This window comes from Enterobacter sp. BIDMC109 (assembly GCF_001037885.1).
GTDB lineage: Bacteria > Pseudomonadota > Gammaproteobacteria > Enterobacterales > Enterobacteriaceae > Enterobacter > Enterobacter hormaechei_C.
Genome location: NZ_KQ090002.1, coordinates 802981 through 818925, shown reverse-complemented (window position 1 = coordinate 818925; position 15945 = coordinate 802981). Strand labels below are relative to the sequence as shown.

Genomic DNA, 15945 nt, shown 5'->3' with positions numbered 1-15945 from the left:
ACGGATTACTTATTATTTTCTGTGGGTCGCAGAAAATTTAGGCTTGCACACGCGGCCACAATCGAATAAAAATACAGAAATTACGAATAAACATTCACTAAGGGTTGTGTCATGGTTAAGGAACGTAGAACCGAACTGGTCCAGGGATTCCGCCATTCTGTTCCCTATATCAACACCCATCGGGGAAAAACGTTTGTCATCATGCTTGGCGGCGAAGCCATTGAGCATGAAAACTTTTCCAGCATCGTCAATGATATCGGCCTGCTGCACAGCCTCGGCATCCGTCTGGTGGTGGTGTATGGCGCACGTCCGCAAATTGAAGCCAACCTGGCCGCCCATCACCATGAGCCGATCTACCACAAACACACGCGCGTGACGGATGCGAAAACCCTCGAGCTGGTCAAACAGGCGGCGGGTCTGTTGCAGCTCGATATCACCGCCCGCCTGTCGATGAGCCTGAATAATACGCCGTTGCAGGGCGCGCACATCAACGTGGTGAGCGGCAACTTTATCATCGCTCAGCCGCTCGGCGTGGACGATGGCGTGGATTACTGCCACAGCGGCCGCATCCGCCGTATTGATGAAGAAGCCATTCACCGCCAGTTAGACAATGGCGCGATCGTTCTGATGGGCCCTGTTGCCGTCTCCGTAACGGGTGAAAGTTTTAATCTGACCTCAGAAGAGATTGCCACCCAGTTGGCCATCAAGCTGAAAGCGGAAAAAATGATCGGCTTTTGCTCCTCACAGGGTGTCGTGAACGATGAGGGCGTGATTGTGCCAGAACTTTTTCCGAATGAAGCCCAGGCGCGCGTCGAAGCGCTGGAAGCAGAAGGCGATTACTATTCCGGTACCGTGCGTTTTCTGCGCGGCGCCGTTAAAGCGTGCCGTAGCGGGGTGCGCCGCAGCCACCTGATCAGCTATCAGGAAGACGGCGCGCTGTTGCAGGAGCTGTTCTCCCGTGACGGGATCGGTACGCAGATCGTCATGGAGAGCGCCGAGCAGATCCGCCGTGCCACCATCAACGATATCGGCGGCATTCTGGAGCTGATCCGTCCGCTGGAACAACAGGGCATTCTGGTTCGCCGATCCCGCGAGCAGCTGGAGATGGAGATCGACAAGTTCACCATCATTCAGCGGGATAACCTGACCATTGCCTGTGCGGCGCTTTATCCGTTCCCGGAAGAGCAGATTGGCGAAATGGCGTGCGTCGCCGTGCATCCTGATTACCGTAGCTCCTCACGGGGGGAACTGCTGCTTGAACGCGTGGCGGCACAGGCGCGCCAGATGGGTCTGAGCAAGCTGTTCGTGCTTACCACGCGCAGCATTCACTGGTTCCAGGAGCGCGGCTTCACGCCGGTGGATATTGATTCCCTGCCGGAAAGTAAGAAAGAGATGTACAACTACCAGCGCCGCTCGAAGGTGTTAATGGCGGACCTGGGATAACAGTCACCCTCTCCTGCTGGAGAGGGCGTTCACTCAGACAGATTCAAATATCGCGCTTAATCCGCTTCTGCGCTCGGTACGAGTGGCAATCGCCTGACTCAACACGCGCTCATCCGCATACAGTGAAAGACGCTGGCGCGCACGGGTAATGGCGGTGTAGACCAGCTCGCGGGTCACAACCGGCGACAGCTGTGTCGGCAGGATCAGCGCCGCATGGTTGAACTCGGAGCCCTGAGATTTATGTACCGTCATCGCCCATGCCGTTTCATGCTCTGGCAGGCGGCTGGGCTGGACGGACTTCACGCTACCGTCCGGTAGCTGGAACCAGACGCGCAGACCGTTACCGCGATCGAGCGCAATGCCGATATCCCCGTTGAACAGCCCCAGCGCACTGTCGTTGCGGGAGATCATCACTGGCCGGCCCTCATACCATCGCGAATGCAGCTGACGGTTAATTTTGCGTTTCTGCACCAGCAGCTGCTCCAGCCTGTCATTCAGGCCCGCGACGCCAAACGGCCCTTCCCGCAATGCGCACAGAAGCTGGTATTCGCCAAATGCGGCGATGACCTGCCCGGGCTGACTGCGCTGCTGCACGCAGCTCAGAAAATGCTGGTATCCCTGGAGAGCCTCCGCAAGCATAGCCTGATACTCTTCCCCGCTTTGCAGCGATTTCTTTTCAATGTCAGTGAAGGAACCGTCAAACACCGTGCGCGTGGCGTGCCTGTCGCCACGGTTGACCGCCGCAGCCAGTTGGCCGATGCCGGAGTCGCTACCGAAACGGTAGCTTTTTTGCAGCAGGCACAGGCTGTCACGCAGTGCGCCCGCGATCGGCGTGTGATCGGGTTCAAGCGAGCAACCGGTCAGACGGGCGAGCTCCTGCGCCCGCGCGGCGGTATAACCGTAACTGGCGTAGGTACAGATATCTCCCAGCACCGCCCCGGCTTCTACAGAGGCGAGCTGGTCGCGATCGCCCAGGAAAACCACGCGCGCATGGGGTGGTAGCGCATCGATCAGGCGCGACATCATGGTCAGGTCGATCATGGAGGCTTCATCCACCACCAGCACGTCCAGATGCAGCGGATTGCCCGCATGGTAGCGCAGCCGCTGGCTACCCGGCTGCGCGCCGAGCAGACGGTGCAGAGTACTTGCTTCACCCGGGAAAAGCGCAAGCTGCTCCTGGGTGAGCGGCAGCCGTTGCATCGCACCGCCCAGTGATTCGGTCAGACGCGCCGCGGCCTTCCCGGTGGGCGCCGCCAGACGAATACGGCATCGCTGCTCGCCTGAAAGCTGTATCAGGGCTGCCAGCAGCTTTGCGACGGTCGTTGTTTTCCCGGTTCCCGGGCCGCCGGATATCACCGAGATCCGCCGCGTCAGGGCGACGGCTGCCGCCACTTTCTGCCAGTCTGTGGCCTCACCGGAGTCAAACAGCCTGTCCAGCGTCTGGCGAAGCTGTGCTTCGTCGCAGGGAAGCGGCGCATTGGTCTCACTAAAGAAACGCGCTACCGTCAGTTCGTTTCGCCACAGGCGGTTCAGGTATAAGCGCTCCCCCGTAAGGATCAGCGGTGCCTGGTTGTCTCCCGGCCCGACGGCTGACGATTCACGCAAGATTTTCTGCCAGTCCACCTTATCTCCCAGCAGCGCAAAGCAGGACTGGAGGACAGGCGGCATTTTCTCGTCAACCACCAGACGCGAGAGCGGCAGACACACATGCCCCTCTCCGGCGTCTTTACTCAACAGGGCAGCGGCAAGCATCACGGCGGGCTGGTCAGCGGCAATCATCATGGCAAACTGCACGTCCAGCTGACGCAGCACGCGTTGCTCTACCGCATCCAGCAATAAGTCCTGCATCGTCATGCCATCTCCTCCGTGTTTGCTGCAAACAGGTTATCCATTTTATTAATCAATTCCGCATCCGGACGAGTGCTGAAGATCCCGGAGCGCGGATCGGCAGCATCAACCCCGCGCAGGAACAGATAGATGACACCGCCAAAATGATCGTCGTAGCGATAATCCGCAATACGGTGGCGCAAATAGCGGTGCAGCGCCAGGGTATAGAGCTGATATTGCAGATCGTAGCGATGCATTTGCATGGCTGCCGCCATCGCCTGCTGGGTATAGGCTTCGCTGTTCTCGCCCAGCCAGTTCGATTTGTAATCCAGCAGGTAGTACCGTCCTTCGTGACGGAAGACCAGGTCGATAAACCCTTTCAGCATGCCCTGCACCTGACGGAAGTTCAGCGGCGGGCAACCGGCTGACAGCGGATCGTACTGACGGATGAGCGCATCGAGCGCGTCGGCCTTAAGCGGGCCTGCGACGGGCAGATAAAACTCCATCTCAACCTGCTTATTTTTAGCCGTTAACTGGCGAAGAGAGAAGCCCTGCGTCGTCAGCGGCGCCTGCAAAATGGCGTTGATCCAGTCAGTGAGAACGGGCTGCCAATGCGCGTCATAGCCTCCGCTCTGCAACATCTTCAGCACCCACTCCTCACTGACAGGCTGGCTGAAATCAAGCTCTTCAAAGAGGCTGTGCAAAAAGGTGCCCGGCGACGCGCCGCGTGGGAACTGATGTGGAGTTAACGTCGGTTCAACCGGAACATCGCCCACCCCTGCGGCATCCACGTCCAGCTTCGGCATGAGATCCTGCGCAATACTTTGCCCGTGCTGTTGCAGGCCAGAGTAGCTGGTGACGCGCCAGTCGTCGGCAAGCACCCGTGTGATCTGGCGCGCGTTAAGATCGGTCGCGGGCTCTTGCGCCATTTCCCAGCGGCTGTTGTCTGGCAGAGAAGGGATATGCAGGGCGATATCGTCTCCGCAAAGCGACTCAATACAGAGGCGCAACCCCGCCGCATCTTTAGGCTCACCACGCTGAATAAGCCGCCCTAAGGCGCTTAAATGGAAATCGCTCTCCCCTGTTTTCTCCCCGCGACGGCGGAAAACCGGCGCGACGCCCAGGCTGCAATGCCAGACAGAACGGGTCAGCGCCACGTAAAGCAGGCGCAAATCCTCCGCCAGACGCTCCGCTTCCGCCAGCTCAACGCTGGTTTCCGCCTTGCTGAGATCGAGCACCGCATCGAAAGTCTCGCGATCATGATAATAGGCCTGATCCTGAACGCGGTAGTTAGCGATAAAGGGCAGCCAGACCAGCGGATACTCGAGACCTTTCGATTTGTGAATGGTGACGATTTGCACCAGATGCTTATCGCTCTCAAGACGCATCTGCTGGCTTGAGGCGTTACTGTTTGGATCCGCGATTTGCTGCGCCAGCCAGCGCACGAGGGCATGTTCACTTTCAAGCTGGGTGCCGGCTTCCTGCAACAGTTCGCTGATGTGTAAAATATCGGTAAGACGCCTTTCACCGCCGGATGACGCCAGCATATTTTCGGCAATCTGACGCCGCGTCATCAATTCGCGCAGCATCGCCATGACGCCGCGTTTTTGCCAGCGTTCACGGTAATGGACAAACTCTTCCACCACCGCATCCCATGCGTTTTCGTCATGGTTGAGCTCATCTATATCGCGCGCGTTCAACCCCAGCATAGAGCTGGCCAGCGCGCTTCGAAGCGTATTTTCGCGCTCCGGGGCCAGCACCGCCTGAAGCAGCCAGAGCATTTCCTGGGCTTCCAGCGTGTCGAACACGCTGTCGCGGTTAGAAAGATACACTGACGGAATATCCAGCAACGTTAGCGCATCGCGGATTAGCGCCGCTTCCTGACGACTGCGCACCAGCACGGTAATATCAGAGGCTTTAACAGGATTTGCCTGTTCCCCCTGCCAAAGCAGCGCCTCGCCGCGCGCGCCTGCGCTCAGCCAGTCACGGATTTGCGCGGCGCAGTGCTGGGCCATCGCCGCCTGATAGTCGGCAACCCCATAGCCTTCCCCTCCCAGCAGCCAGAAGGTCATGGCGGGTTGCACCGCGCTACTGACTTCGAAGCGCAGGGATGCGTTTTTTGGGGCGGATTTCACCGGCAGGAAAGGGATTTCATTGAACATGAACGCCGTCTCCATACGGCTGAACAGCGCATTGACGCTCTCAACCATCCCCGGAGCGGAACGCCAGTTAGTGTCTAACGTGTAATGCGCGACAACCTCACTACGGGCTTTCATATAGGTGAAGATATCTGCCCCACGGAAGGCGTAAATCGCCTGTTTAGGGTCGCCTATCAACAACAGGGCAGTGTCGGGCTGCTGTCGCCAGATGCGGCGAAAAATGCGGTACTGCTGAGGGTCGGTGTCCTGAAATTCGTCAATCATCGCCACCGGAAAACGGGTACGGATCGCGCTGGCGAGCGCTTCACCATTCTCGCTGGACAGCGCCTCGTCCAGGCGGCTCAGCATGTCATCAAACCCCAGCTCGCCCCGGCGACGTTTTTCGCGCGCGACGGCCTGGCGGATCTCCGTCATGGCGCGTGTGATCATCAGGTCATTGAGCGTTAATGGCTCCGCAAGCAGCGCATCAATCGCCACAAACAGGGAATGCTCAGGCACAATGCCGTCGGCTTTGGTTCGCTCGGTCAAAAAGCGCTGCGAAAATTTTTCCAGTGCGTCCGGAAGCTGGTAGCCCCGCGTCTCCTCCTGGGCCCAGACACTGATCTTTTCGATCCACTTCCCCTGGTTCCCACGGTTGAACTTGCGTCTGTCGATGCCTGAGTTTTCGATGATTGCATCAATTTCACCAACCGACTCATTCCACTTCTGCTTAAGCGTCGCAATTTTGGCGACGATCTTTTCATGGCGCGAGGCCAGCGTTTCATCGGCAGGCGGCGGAGATTTAATGACCGGCGCTTCGCCTTGCAGGTAACGGTCGATGGCGCGAAGAAGCTCTTCCGGACCTTTCCACAGGGCGTGAACCGCTTCGGCAATGTCGCGCTGCAATGGATAACAGTGACGACGCCAGAAATCCGCACAGGCCTGATAGCGAAGCTCGGATTCATCTTCAATAAGCTGCTGCTCAAAGAGCATGCCGGATTCAAACGCATTCAGGCTTAACATGCGCTGACAAAAACCGTGAATGGTGAAGACGGACGCTTCATCCATTTGCCGCTCGGCCAACAGCAGCCATTGCGCAGCCTGTTGCTTATCCGCAATCTCGTCCAGCAGGCTCGCGTAGAGGGGGTTATCCGTCGTCTGACGCAAACAGGCGATGCGCAGCTCATGAATGTTGCTGCGAATACGGCCACGCAGCTCGGCAGTGGCCGCTTCGGTGAAGGTTACCACCAGCAGCTCTTCCACGCTTAACGGGCGCGAAAAAGCGGCGTTGCCGCCGAGCCCCAACAGCAGACGCAGATAGAGCGCGGCGATGGTATAGGTTTTTCCCGTTCCCGCTGAGGCTTCAATCAGTCGCTCACCCTGTAGAGGTAAACTTAGGGGATCAAGCGGCTCAGCGGTATGGGTCATTCTTTCTTACTCCAGGGCATAGTTTGTTGCAGCGCGCTGACGCTCTTCCAGACGGTCCACTCTTTTGATTTTACGTAGTCCGTTTTCCCGTTCTGGCTGCCAGAAACCTGAGACAGGATGGCCATACCCTGCGGTTTTACTACCGCCTGATGGAAGAAATCGGCAACCTTTTGTGGCGTCAGCTGTTTTATTTCGGCCACTATTTTATCACGCGAATCAAATTTCATATTACCGCGATCAAAATCTTTGCTCAGCTGCGAGGCCTCTTCACCCAGCGTCTGCGGCGGCTGCATCACCTGGGCGATAACCGCCTGCTGGATCTGGGCAAACTCTTCCGGCTTCATGGCGCGCAGTTTTGCTTCCGCCTGCGGGAAGAACGCCTGATAACGCTGCCACAGGTAAGCGGGTTGCTTGTCGCTGCTTTGCAGAAGGAAGCCCAGCCCCCACTGACGGCCCACATTCATAGAGAAAGCGAATACCGCATAGCCCAGTTGCTCTTCGGTGCGCAGCTGGTTGTAAAACCACGGCTGAATAATTTGACCGAGAACCGCACTCTGGGCAGAGCTGGTAAATTCGTCATAACCGACAGGGACAAACACCGCGGCCAGCGCGGAATCCGTGCTGCTTCCCGCTTTTTCGAAGATCACGTTCTGCTTTTTCTCTACCAGCACATCCTGATTACGGCACCACTCATCGCCTTTTGAACCCAGTTGCGCACGGACGTTTTGCGCCAGCGTTTTAGCCTGATCTTCGCTCATATTCCCTACAACCAGGAACTCCGGACGGGTATTGGTTTTCAGCGCATCACGGTAAGCCAGCACCTCTTTTAAGGTGACTGAGGGCAATAACGCGCGGCGATCTTCGCGCTGGAAGTACGGAATTTGCGACAGCATCTGTGCTGGCATAATCGCCTGATCGTAGGCTTTACCCTTCTCGGCAGAATCCATCATCTGGGCATACCAGGACTTAGCCTGCTCGAGCTGTTCTTCCGTAGGCGTATAGCTGAAATAACCGTCCAGCAGCGCCTGGAACAGCTGCGGCAAACGCTGGGTATAGCCGTTGGCATTCACCATCAGGCCGTTATTGGCATTGGTGGAGAAACTGATACCACCAACGGCAGCCTGGTTGCTGAGCTGATCGAGAGCAATACCGGCCAGATAATCGTTAAGCGCAAACAGCACCTGGTTTCTGGCGCTGTCCATTGCTTTGGGGTTACGCAGCACCACGCTAACATCCGCTTTTGGCTCGTCGGCGAAATAGCGGCTTGGGGTGTAGACCACGCGCAGCGTCGGCTCATCAACAATCAGCTCCGGGTGCGGATACGCCTTTGCGGGTTTGATCAGCGAGAAATCGTCCGGGATGTAGGGGTTAAGTTCCGGTAACGTCAGCGCAATTTCCCCCGCCTTTTCCTGCCAGCCCGCGAAGGTCTGTTCGCTGATTTTTTCAACCTGATACGGGGCATCAACGAAGTAGGCCATTTTGTTATGCGGTTCGTTCGGGCTGATATACCAGACCCGAGCATTCTGCGGAGTCATCATCGCCAGACGCGCTTTGAGCGCTCCGGCGTCATACTGGTCGGCAATATTTACCGCATCCAGCGTATGTTCCACCGGCACGCGGATCATGGTATCTGCCAGCCACTCAACGTAGTCCATATCACGCGTGATAGAGGGATAGCGGAAATCGAGATCCAGCACGTGCGCCAGCTCGTCAAAGTAGCGTTTATCGACCCCTTTGTCGCGCAGCAGAGAGAGGTAACTGAAAATGGCCGCAACGACGTCGTCCCGGTGAGCCAGCCCTTTATCGGTCAGCGTCGCGGAGATGGCCAGCACGCCGCTATTCCCATTTACAACGGGATCGGAGTCAGCGCGAATACCTTCCACCAGCCCCTGCTTTTGCAGCCAGTCGGAGAGCGTACCCGGGCTGCGGTTGCCGATAAGATACGTCACCAGCTCGTCGGTTTTGCTGCGGAACTGCGCCGTGTTGTTATCAATACGGAATTCAACGCGTAACACCTTGCGCGGCAAGGCCGGCACATAGTGAATAACAATGCCTTTTTGCGCGTCCGTGACAACCGGCACGTTAATCTGCGGCAGATCGATATTTTTATTTGGCACCCTGCCGTAGGTCTGCGCGGCCATGTTTGCCAGCGTCGGCAACGGTTTATTGCTGTAGATAACCGCTTTCATCAGATTGGCGGAATAGTATTTTTCACGAAACGCATGCAGCGCATCGAGCACCGGGCTACCTGGCTTGTCGCTCAGCGTTTCAAGGTTGCCGCCTGAGAAGCGCGAACCCGGGTGCGCCGGATTGATGGTTTCAGCGCTAACCTGCGCCATGCGCATACCGTCTCGCGTGCGCGCCATCGTCAGTTCGGCGTTCACGGCATTACGTTCCCGGTCAGCGTATTTTTTATCCAGCAGCGGTGCGGCGATGGCATCCGCCAGACGGTCCACCGCCCCATCAAGCGCATCATTTTCCACTTCCAGGTAAAACGCGGTGCGATACGGCGCGGTACTGGCGTTGTGGCTGCCGCCATGCATTTTCAGAAATTCGGACAGGCTGTCAGGCTGTGGGTATTTTTTAGAGCCCATCAGCGTCATGTGCTCAAGGTAGTGAGCCAGTCCAGGATGGGCGTCAGGATCTTCCAGCGAACCCACCGGCACAACCAGCGCGGAGAGCGATTTCACCGCCTGAGGATCGGAAACCAGCAGCACGGTCATCCCGTTATCAAGACGAATCGCCTGATACTCACGGGTGTCCTTATCGCTCTTACGGATTGTTTCCTTGACAGGTTGCCAACCGGAATCGGCCTGAGTGACGGGAGCCCAAAGGGCGATAAACAAAACAAACGCTTTGAACAAGGTGCTGCCTGGCATTACGACCTCTTTATCACGGCTACATCATTAACAACGTGCGTGCTGGACACGCCAGCATCTCTTTCTTTGGGTACATCAGTCCGTGATAAGTGGTGCATCATAAATGAACACCTCATACTGCGCAATTTTTATACAGCACTCAGGACTGATTAAATTTGAACAACGGTAACAGGTAGCGTTGCGCCTCCTGGGTGATAATGTCGAAATAGTCTGGCTCCAGCGTTCGCCATAAACGTTGATACCAGACATCGTCACCTTCGCCACGTACCATCATGTTCCCTTCGTAGGCCTGCAAAAACTTGCTGCGCGCTTTCTGGAGCGAAGCCTCATCCGTTAACATGGCATCATTCTGCGCGTCGTAACAGGCTTTTATCCACGCCCCCCCACTTTCAGGCAGCAAAAGCAGAGGTTTGTTCATGCCCTGACGGTAACCTTCAATATAAAGCGACAGATACGTCAACGCCTGCTCAGGCTCCATCGGCGGGAAACGCCATTCGCCGTCCTTACGTACAAACAACCGGCTTTCACCTTCGTGACCACTCGCACTGTAGACAAGATGTTCTAGCCAGAGTTGCAGGCCATGTGAAACGCTGAGCATGGATGGCCGCCAGCGCAGCAGCCCGTCAGACTGCACGTGCGTGAGCCAGCCGCTGAGGTGCATACCGTTACAATCGAGATCGATTTCAATGCTGCTCGCCGGCTGCCGACACGCGATAACGCGGTCAGCAAGCGCTCGCATCTCCTCGCACTGGGCATCCCAGACGATTTCGCCGAATGCACCATACGGAAGTAATCCCGACGCCCTGTAACGTCGGAACAGTTTACTGGCGTCTTCTTCGTCAACCAGCGCATTCAGAAGCTGGGAATTAAGCTTAAAACGCTCCAGCCCATCAAGAATAAACGGTTCCGCATCGGGGATTTCGCTCTCTTCAGAGCGGAAATTCACCTGCAAGCGTTGCTGGAAAAAAGCCCGGACCGGGTGCGCCCAAAAACGCTGTAGCTGCTCAAACGAGAGGGTATCTATGACGCGCGGTTCGAGCGTCTGAATAAAATCGGTTTGCGGCGTCCCCGCTTTCTTCGCGGCGGGAAGCCACTCGCGGGCGTAGCTTTGCAGTTCATCAGGAACGTAATTGACAGGATCAAACGGCATACGGCTATGGTGACAGGTGATATGCGCTATCACCCGACGTTCGCTTTCGTCGCAGTTGCAGGCTTCATCGCCCGGCAGATAGTGACTCTGTCCGATGTAATCCACCAGCTCCTGCACCAGCACAGACGGGAAACGCTCGCTGTTGTCCTGAATTGAACGACCGATATAGCTGATATACAGCCTGCTTTGCGCAGACATCAGCGCCTCAAGAAAGAGATAACGGTCATCATCGCGGCGGCTGCGGTCGCCCCGCTTCGGTTGTGCGCTCATGAGATCAAAACCCAGAGGTGGAAGCGCACGCGGATAAATACCGTCGTTCATGCCAAGCAGACAGACCACTTTGAACGGGATTGAACGCATTGGCATCAGGGTACAAATATTCACCGGCCCCGCAAGGAAGCGCTGGCTGATGCGCTCCTGATCGAGACGTTGCGTCAGCTCATCACGCAGAAGCGAAAGAGGAACCGCCTCGTGATAGTGCGAATTAACCCCCTCATCAACGATGGCCTGCCACTGCTTCTCGATAAGCGCCATGGCGGCTTCAGTTTCGCTGTCCGGCAGAAAGAAATCATTCAGCATTTCGCGGCAAATCGGCAGCCACTCTTCGAGCGGGCGGGGCTGCATCAACGCACGGCGCCAGCGGTTGAGCTGCATAAGCAGCGAGGCTAAGTGACCAACCAGTTCCGCGATCAACCCACTGGATTCATCGTACGGCAGCACGTCATTCCATTCGCCGTGGATGCTCTCCATCGCATACCCCAGCAGCATGCGCGTCAGGCCAAACTGCCAGGTATGCTGGCCGGTCGCAGGGAGTTCGAACTCCTGGACGTTATCATCGTCGATACCCCAGCGGACACCAGATTCGTTGACCCACTGGCGCAGATAGCGCAACCCCTCTTCGTTAATGTTGAAACGTGCGGCCAGAACTGGCACATCCAGCAGTGCCAGCACATCCTCAGAGATAAACCGGCTATCAGGCAGCGAAAGCAGGCTGAGAAAGGCCTGTAGCGCCGGGTGTGACTGACGAGCGCGACGGTCAGAGATTGCGTAGGGCAGATAGCGGTCGCCCGTTGCGCTGCCAAATACCGCCTGAATAAACGGGCTGTAGCTGTCGATATCCGCCACCATCACCACGATATCGCGCGGTGTCAGGGTTGGATCGTCCTGTAACATGGCCAGCAGGCGGTCATGAAGAATTTCAACTTCACGCTGTGGGCTGTGGCAAACGTGGATCGCGATACTGCGATCGTCAGGATCCAGTTTTCGCTTCTTATCGCTTCGCGCAAACTCTTCGGCAGTGATCCCGGCAACGGCACGGTTTTCCAAATCCAGAATATCAAGCTGAATATTGTGCAGCAGGCTGTCCGGCGTAATATCCGCAAACGCATCCACATCCCCTTCTCCCGAGGAGGTGATTTCAGAAAGCAGATAAATATAGTCGCGTCCGAGCTTGCCCCACGAGGCAAGCAGCGGGTTCGGCAGGTTCTGAATCCCCTCTTCATCAAAAAGCTGCGCCGCATTTTCACTGTCTTTAAACAGCGGCACGGCGCGTTCCTCAAAGAGGCGTTTTCTCTGGCGGGTGACCAGCCGTGAAAGCCAGCGCGGATCCTGAATATCCCCCCAATAGTGCCGACACGGGTTGGTAAAGAGGATATGGATATCAGTATGCTTACCGAGCGCTTTTAGCGCGTTCAGGTAGACAGGCGGCAGCGCGGAGATACCGCAAATGAACACGCGTGACGGCAAACGGGCTGGCCGTTCTGCGCTGTTCTCAAGTATTGAGATAAAGCGATCGTACAGGTTAGCACGGTGCCACTTAGGCTGACCGAGTTTCCCGGTATGCTCGACCAGCGCTTTCCAGAGCGGCGCCTGCCAGATTTGCGCTTCCGGTAACCCATCGACTAATTCTCCCGCTTCCCAGCGAATCAGCCAGTCTGCACGGTAAACCAGATACTGGTCATAAAGGTCGGCAGTACGTGAGGCCAGCTGGAAAAGTTTACGCTTGTCGGTGTCGTCATTCAGATAGTGCCGCAGCATGGCAAACTCATCATGCGCCAGCATGTCCGGCAGCAGCGTCATCAGTTTCCAGGCCATGCTTTGTTTGTTGAAGGCGCTCTGCTCAGGAATATCCGGCAGGACGCGAACAAACATCTCCCAGATAAAGCTCGCGGGCAGCGGAAAATCGATGTTCGCCGCAATGCCAAATTTCTGCGAAAGGGACATTTGCAGCCACTGCGCCATACCGGTGCTCTGCACCAGCACCATTTCTGGCTCAAACGGATCGTCAAGACGCTCTTGCTCAACGATATACTCCATCAGTGCTTCCAGCACATCCAGACGATTTGAGTGGTAAACCCTTAGCATAAACGCTCCCGACTAGCGGCTAACCGGGCAATGCAGACGCGTCAACGCGCCCTGCCGCCCCATAGGAGAAATAAGTGTGACCGTGATGCTGACACATCCGGACTGTGTTGTCTGCCCCCGACTGACCTGCCAGCCCGGCGGGAGCGTTAATGTTGAGATCTGCGACTGATTCCACGCATGATGCCATAGCTGACGATACTGGCTAAGCGCCGCATACCGGGCTGCCAGCGCGCGATGATAGCCGGATAACGCCATCACAACCACAACCAGCAACATCATTGCCAGCAAAACCTCAACGATGCTAAATCCTTTTTGTCTGCTCAGGGTAACTGACATAGCGTACTTTCCTTAAGGGTGCAGAAATCGCTCCAGCCGTGGGCGGAAAAGCGTATCTGCCCCTCCGAGATGTCCCCGCCTCGCCATAGCAATAGATTGTCATTGCCGGCAATAAGCAACACACGCGCCCCAAACAGCCTTATACAGACCCGCAAACGTTGTGTCTGTTTGCACTGAACCTCTGGCTGTAAAGCCCATTCCTGAACGCGCCCCCACTCCAGTGCAGATTGCACGGCAGCCTGCTGGCGAACAGACAAACTCTCGCCACTCACCAGCGTACTAAAGGTTTGCAGCTGCTGATTTAATCCGGTGAGGATCAGCGTGCCGAGCACCAGTAATAGCAGGACCAGCGCCAGCGATGACATGCCCCGCTGACGATTCACAGATTAAACCCCGTTACGGTATGGCGAGCCGAAAAGGGTGCGGCCAGTTCACCTTTGCGGCGGGCACGCAGCTCGATACTGATGACCGGCGCAAAGCCATCATGATCGGTTTTAGTGACCATAAATTGCTCTATCAGGACCCGATCCGGGTCGGTGAGCTTATCCCATCCCTTACCGTCACAGGATGTGGCGCCCCGCAGCGTTTCAAGCGATCCGGACTCAAGCCGGAATCCCGTACTGTCGTTTTCTGACGCGGTGCTATCCCACTGGCCGTTGCTGTTCGCATCCCATAGCACAATCGCACATCGTCCTTGCCTGCCGATGATCATCCCCTGCCCCTGGCAATGCCCTGCACAATATCCTGCCCTCTGAAACTGTTTACCGATCGCGAACAGACGTTGCCAGACCTCATCCTCCAGCTCCTGCTGTCCGGATTGCAGTAAAACACCCCGCTGTAGCCCCGGTAAAAAACGTGACGTGCTGAGTAACAGAATGCTGCTTATCGTCATCGCAATAAGCACTTCCAGCAGGGAAAACCCTTTTCGATTTACTGGCATGCACCTTCTCCTGCGGCATTACACAGCCTGATACGTCCGCCATTTGAGACAATAACCCACCACCCACCAGCGCGGCTCTGCACGCGGATATGTCCGGCCCATGCGGTATCCCTTAAACCGTAAAATCCCAGCGCAGGGGTTATGTCGCTTATCGTGACCTCGGGCCACATCGGCTTCATCACGAACGGTCCGCCGCTGTCACAACCGGTCACCGCTAAACTGGCCAGACACTCCTTTTCACCGTCGTTATGCAGCGCGATCCTGTGCTCGCTGTTGTGACGGTTGGCGTCATTGCGCAAAAACACCAGGTAATCCCGCACCTGGCAGGCGGTTTGCCAAAGCCGCTGCCGCTGCTGCCAGCTGTCCCAGCCATAGAGCCCTGTGGCGCTGAGGATCACTGTCAGCGAAACGGCGATAAGGGTTTCGATAAGCGTAAAGCCTTGTTCGTTTTTCATGGCGGGAGTGTGGCGGAATAGCAAAAACGGTGCGAGCGTCAAAGCAGAACTTTACGAGCCGCTTTCCGGAGATTTTCACCCGTTGCAACGCGTTGCATCATCTCTGGAAACAGGCTCGAAAAACAAAACGGGCGTGAAAAAAAACCGGCGCTAAAGAGCACCGGTTGTGTCAGGATTTGCCGTATCAGATGGCGACAGGAGCTTTAATGCCGGGATGCGGGTCGTAACCCTCAATCTCGAAATCATCAAAACGGTAATCGAAGATCGATTCCGGTTTACGTTTGATCACCAGCTTCGGCAATGCACGCGGTTCGCGCGTCAGCTGGAGATGCGTCTGTTCCATATGATTGCTGTAGAGGTGGGTATCACCGCCCGTCCAGACAAAATCGCCCACTTCAAGATCGCACTGCTGCGCCATCATGTGCACCAACAGCGCGTAGCTGGCGATGTTAAACGGCAGGCCGAGGAATACGTCGCAGGAGCGTTGATAGAGCTGGCAGGAGAGCTTGCCGTCCGCCACGTAGAACTGGAAAAACGCGTGGCAAGGCGCCAGCGCCATTTTATCCAGTTCCCCCACGTTCCAGGCAGAAACAATAATACGGCGCGAGTCCGGGTCATTTTTCAGCTGGTTCATGACGGTCGTGATCTGGTCGATATGGCGGCCGTCCGGGGTAGGCCACGCGCGCCATTGCTTGCCGTATACCGGGCCCAGGTCGCCGTTCTCATCTGCCCACTCGTCCCAGATGGAGACATTGTTTTCATGCAGATAAGCAACGTTGGTATCGCCTTGCAGGAACCAGAGCAGTTCATGAATGATCGAGCGCAGATGGCAGCGCTTCGTTGTCACCAGAGGAAAGCCTTCTTGCAGATTGAAGCGCATCTGTTGGCCAAAAATGGAGAGCGTACCGGTGCCGGTGCGGTCGTTTTTCGGCGTGCCCTCGTCGAGCACTTTTTTCATCAATTCAAGATACTGTTTCATGATTCC

The 15945-nt window shown here is 56.5% G+C and carries 10 protein-coding genes; 1 reads left to right on the top strand and 9 read right to left on the bottom strand.

Annotated features, from left to right (window positions below; genetic code table 11):
- Window positions 1-111: 111 nt before the first annotated feature.
- Window positions 112-1443, top strand: coding sequence for an amino-acid N-acetyltransferase (gene argA, locus SK62_RS03925; protein ID WP_015571744.1), 1332 nt, complete (start codon window positions 112-114; stop codon window positions 1441-1443).
- Window positions 1444-1476: 33 nt separating this feature from the next.
- On the opposite strand, the gene recD is transcribed toward argA, so the two are convergent.
- From recD to thyA, 9 genes are all read right to left on the bottom strand, one after another.
- A complete protein-coding gene (gene recD / locus SK62_RS03920; protein ID WP_047719240.1) occupies window positions 1477-3297 on the bottom strand; it encodes an exodeoxyribonuclease V subunit alpha in 1821 nt (606 codons plus the stop codon).
- A complete protein-coding gene (gene recB / locus SK62_RS03915; RefSeq protein ID WP_048249295.1) occupies window positions 3294-6836 on the bottom strand; it encodes an exodeoxyribonuclease V subunit beta in 3543 nt (1180 codons plus the stop codon). Before recB ends, recD begins: the two co-directional genes overlap by 4 nt.
- Window positions 6833-9715: a pitrilysin gene (gene ptrA, locus SK62_RS03910; protein WP_047719238.1), complete on the bottom strand. Its 2883-nt coding sequence runs from the start codon at window positions 9713-9715 to the stop codon at window positions 6833-6835. The genes recB and ptrA overlap by 4 nt, the downstream gene beginning before the upstream one ends.
- Before the next feature lie 139 nt (window positions 9716-9854).
- Complete coding sequence (gene recC, locus SK62_RS03905) at window positions 9855-13229, bottom strand: exodeoxyribonuclease V subunit gamma (RefSeq protein WP_047719237.1); 3375 nt, start codon at window positions 13227-13229, stop codon at window positions 9855-9857.
- 12 nt (window positions 13230-13241) lie between these two features.
- Window positions 13242-13565 carry a prepilin-type N-terminal cleavage/methylation domain-containing protein gene (locus tag SK62_RS03900; protein WP_045344625.1) on the bottom strand — a complete coding sequence of 108 codons (324 nt, stop codon included), beginning with the start codon at window positions 13563-13565 and terminating at the stop codon, window positions 13242-13244.
- On the bottom strand, window positions 13550-13948 hold the full coding sequence (locus SK62_RS03895; protein ID WP_047719236.1) for a DUF2509 family protein: 399 nt from the start codon (window positions 13946-13948) through the stop codon (window positions 13550-13552). Before SK62_RS03895 ends, SK62_RS03900 begins: the two co-directional genes overlap by 16 nt.
- A complete protein-coding gene (locus SK62_RS03890; RefSeq protein ID WP_015571748.1) occupies window positions 13945-14505 on the bottom strand; it encodes a prepilin peptidase-dependent protein in 561 nt (186 codons plus the stop codon). Before SK62_RS03890 ends, SK62_RS03895 begins: the two co-directional genes overlap by 4 nt.
- Window positions 14496-14960 carry a prepilin peptidase-dependent protein gene (locus SK62_RS03885; protein WP_045344626.1) on the bottom strand — a complete coding sequence of 155 codons (465 nt, stop codon included), beginning with the start codon at window positions 14958-14960 and terminating at the stop codon, window positions 14496-14498. The genes SK62_RS03890 and SK62_RS03885 overlap by 10 nt, the downstream gene beginning before the upstream one ends.
- Before the next feature lie 184 nt (window positions 14961-15144).
- Window positions 15145-15939 (bottom strand): thymidylate synthase, encoded by a 795-nt coding sequence (thyA, locus tag SK62_RS03880; RefSeq protein ID WP_047719235.1) that lies wholly within the window; start codon window positions 15937-15939, stop codon window positions 15145-15147.
- Window positions 15940-15945: the final 6 nt, after the last annotated feature.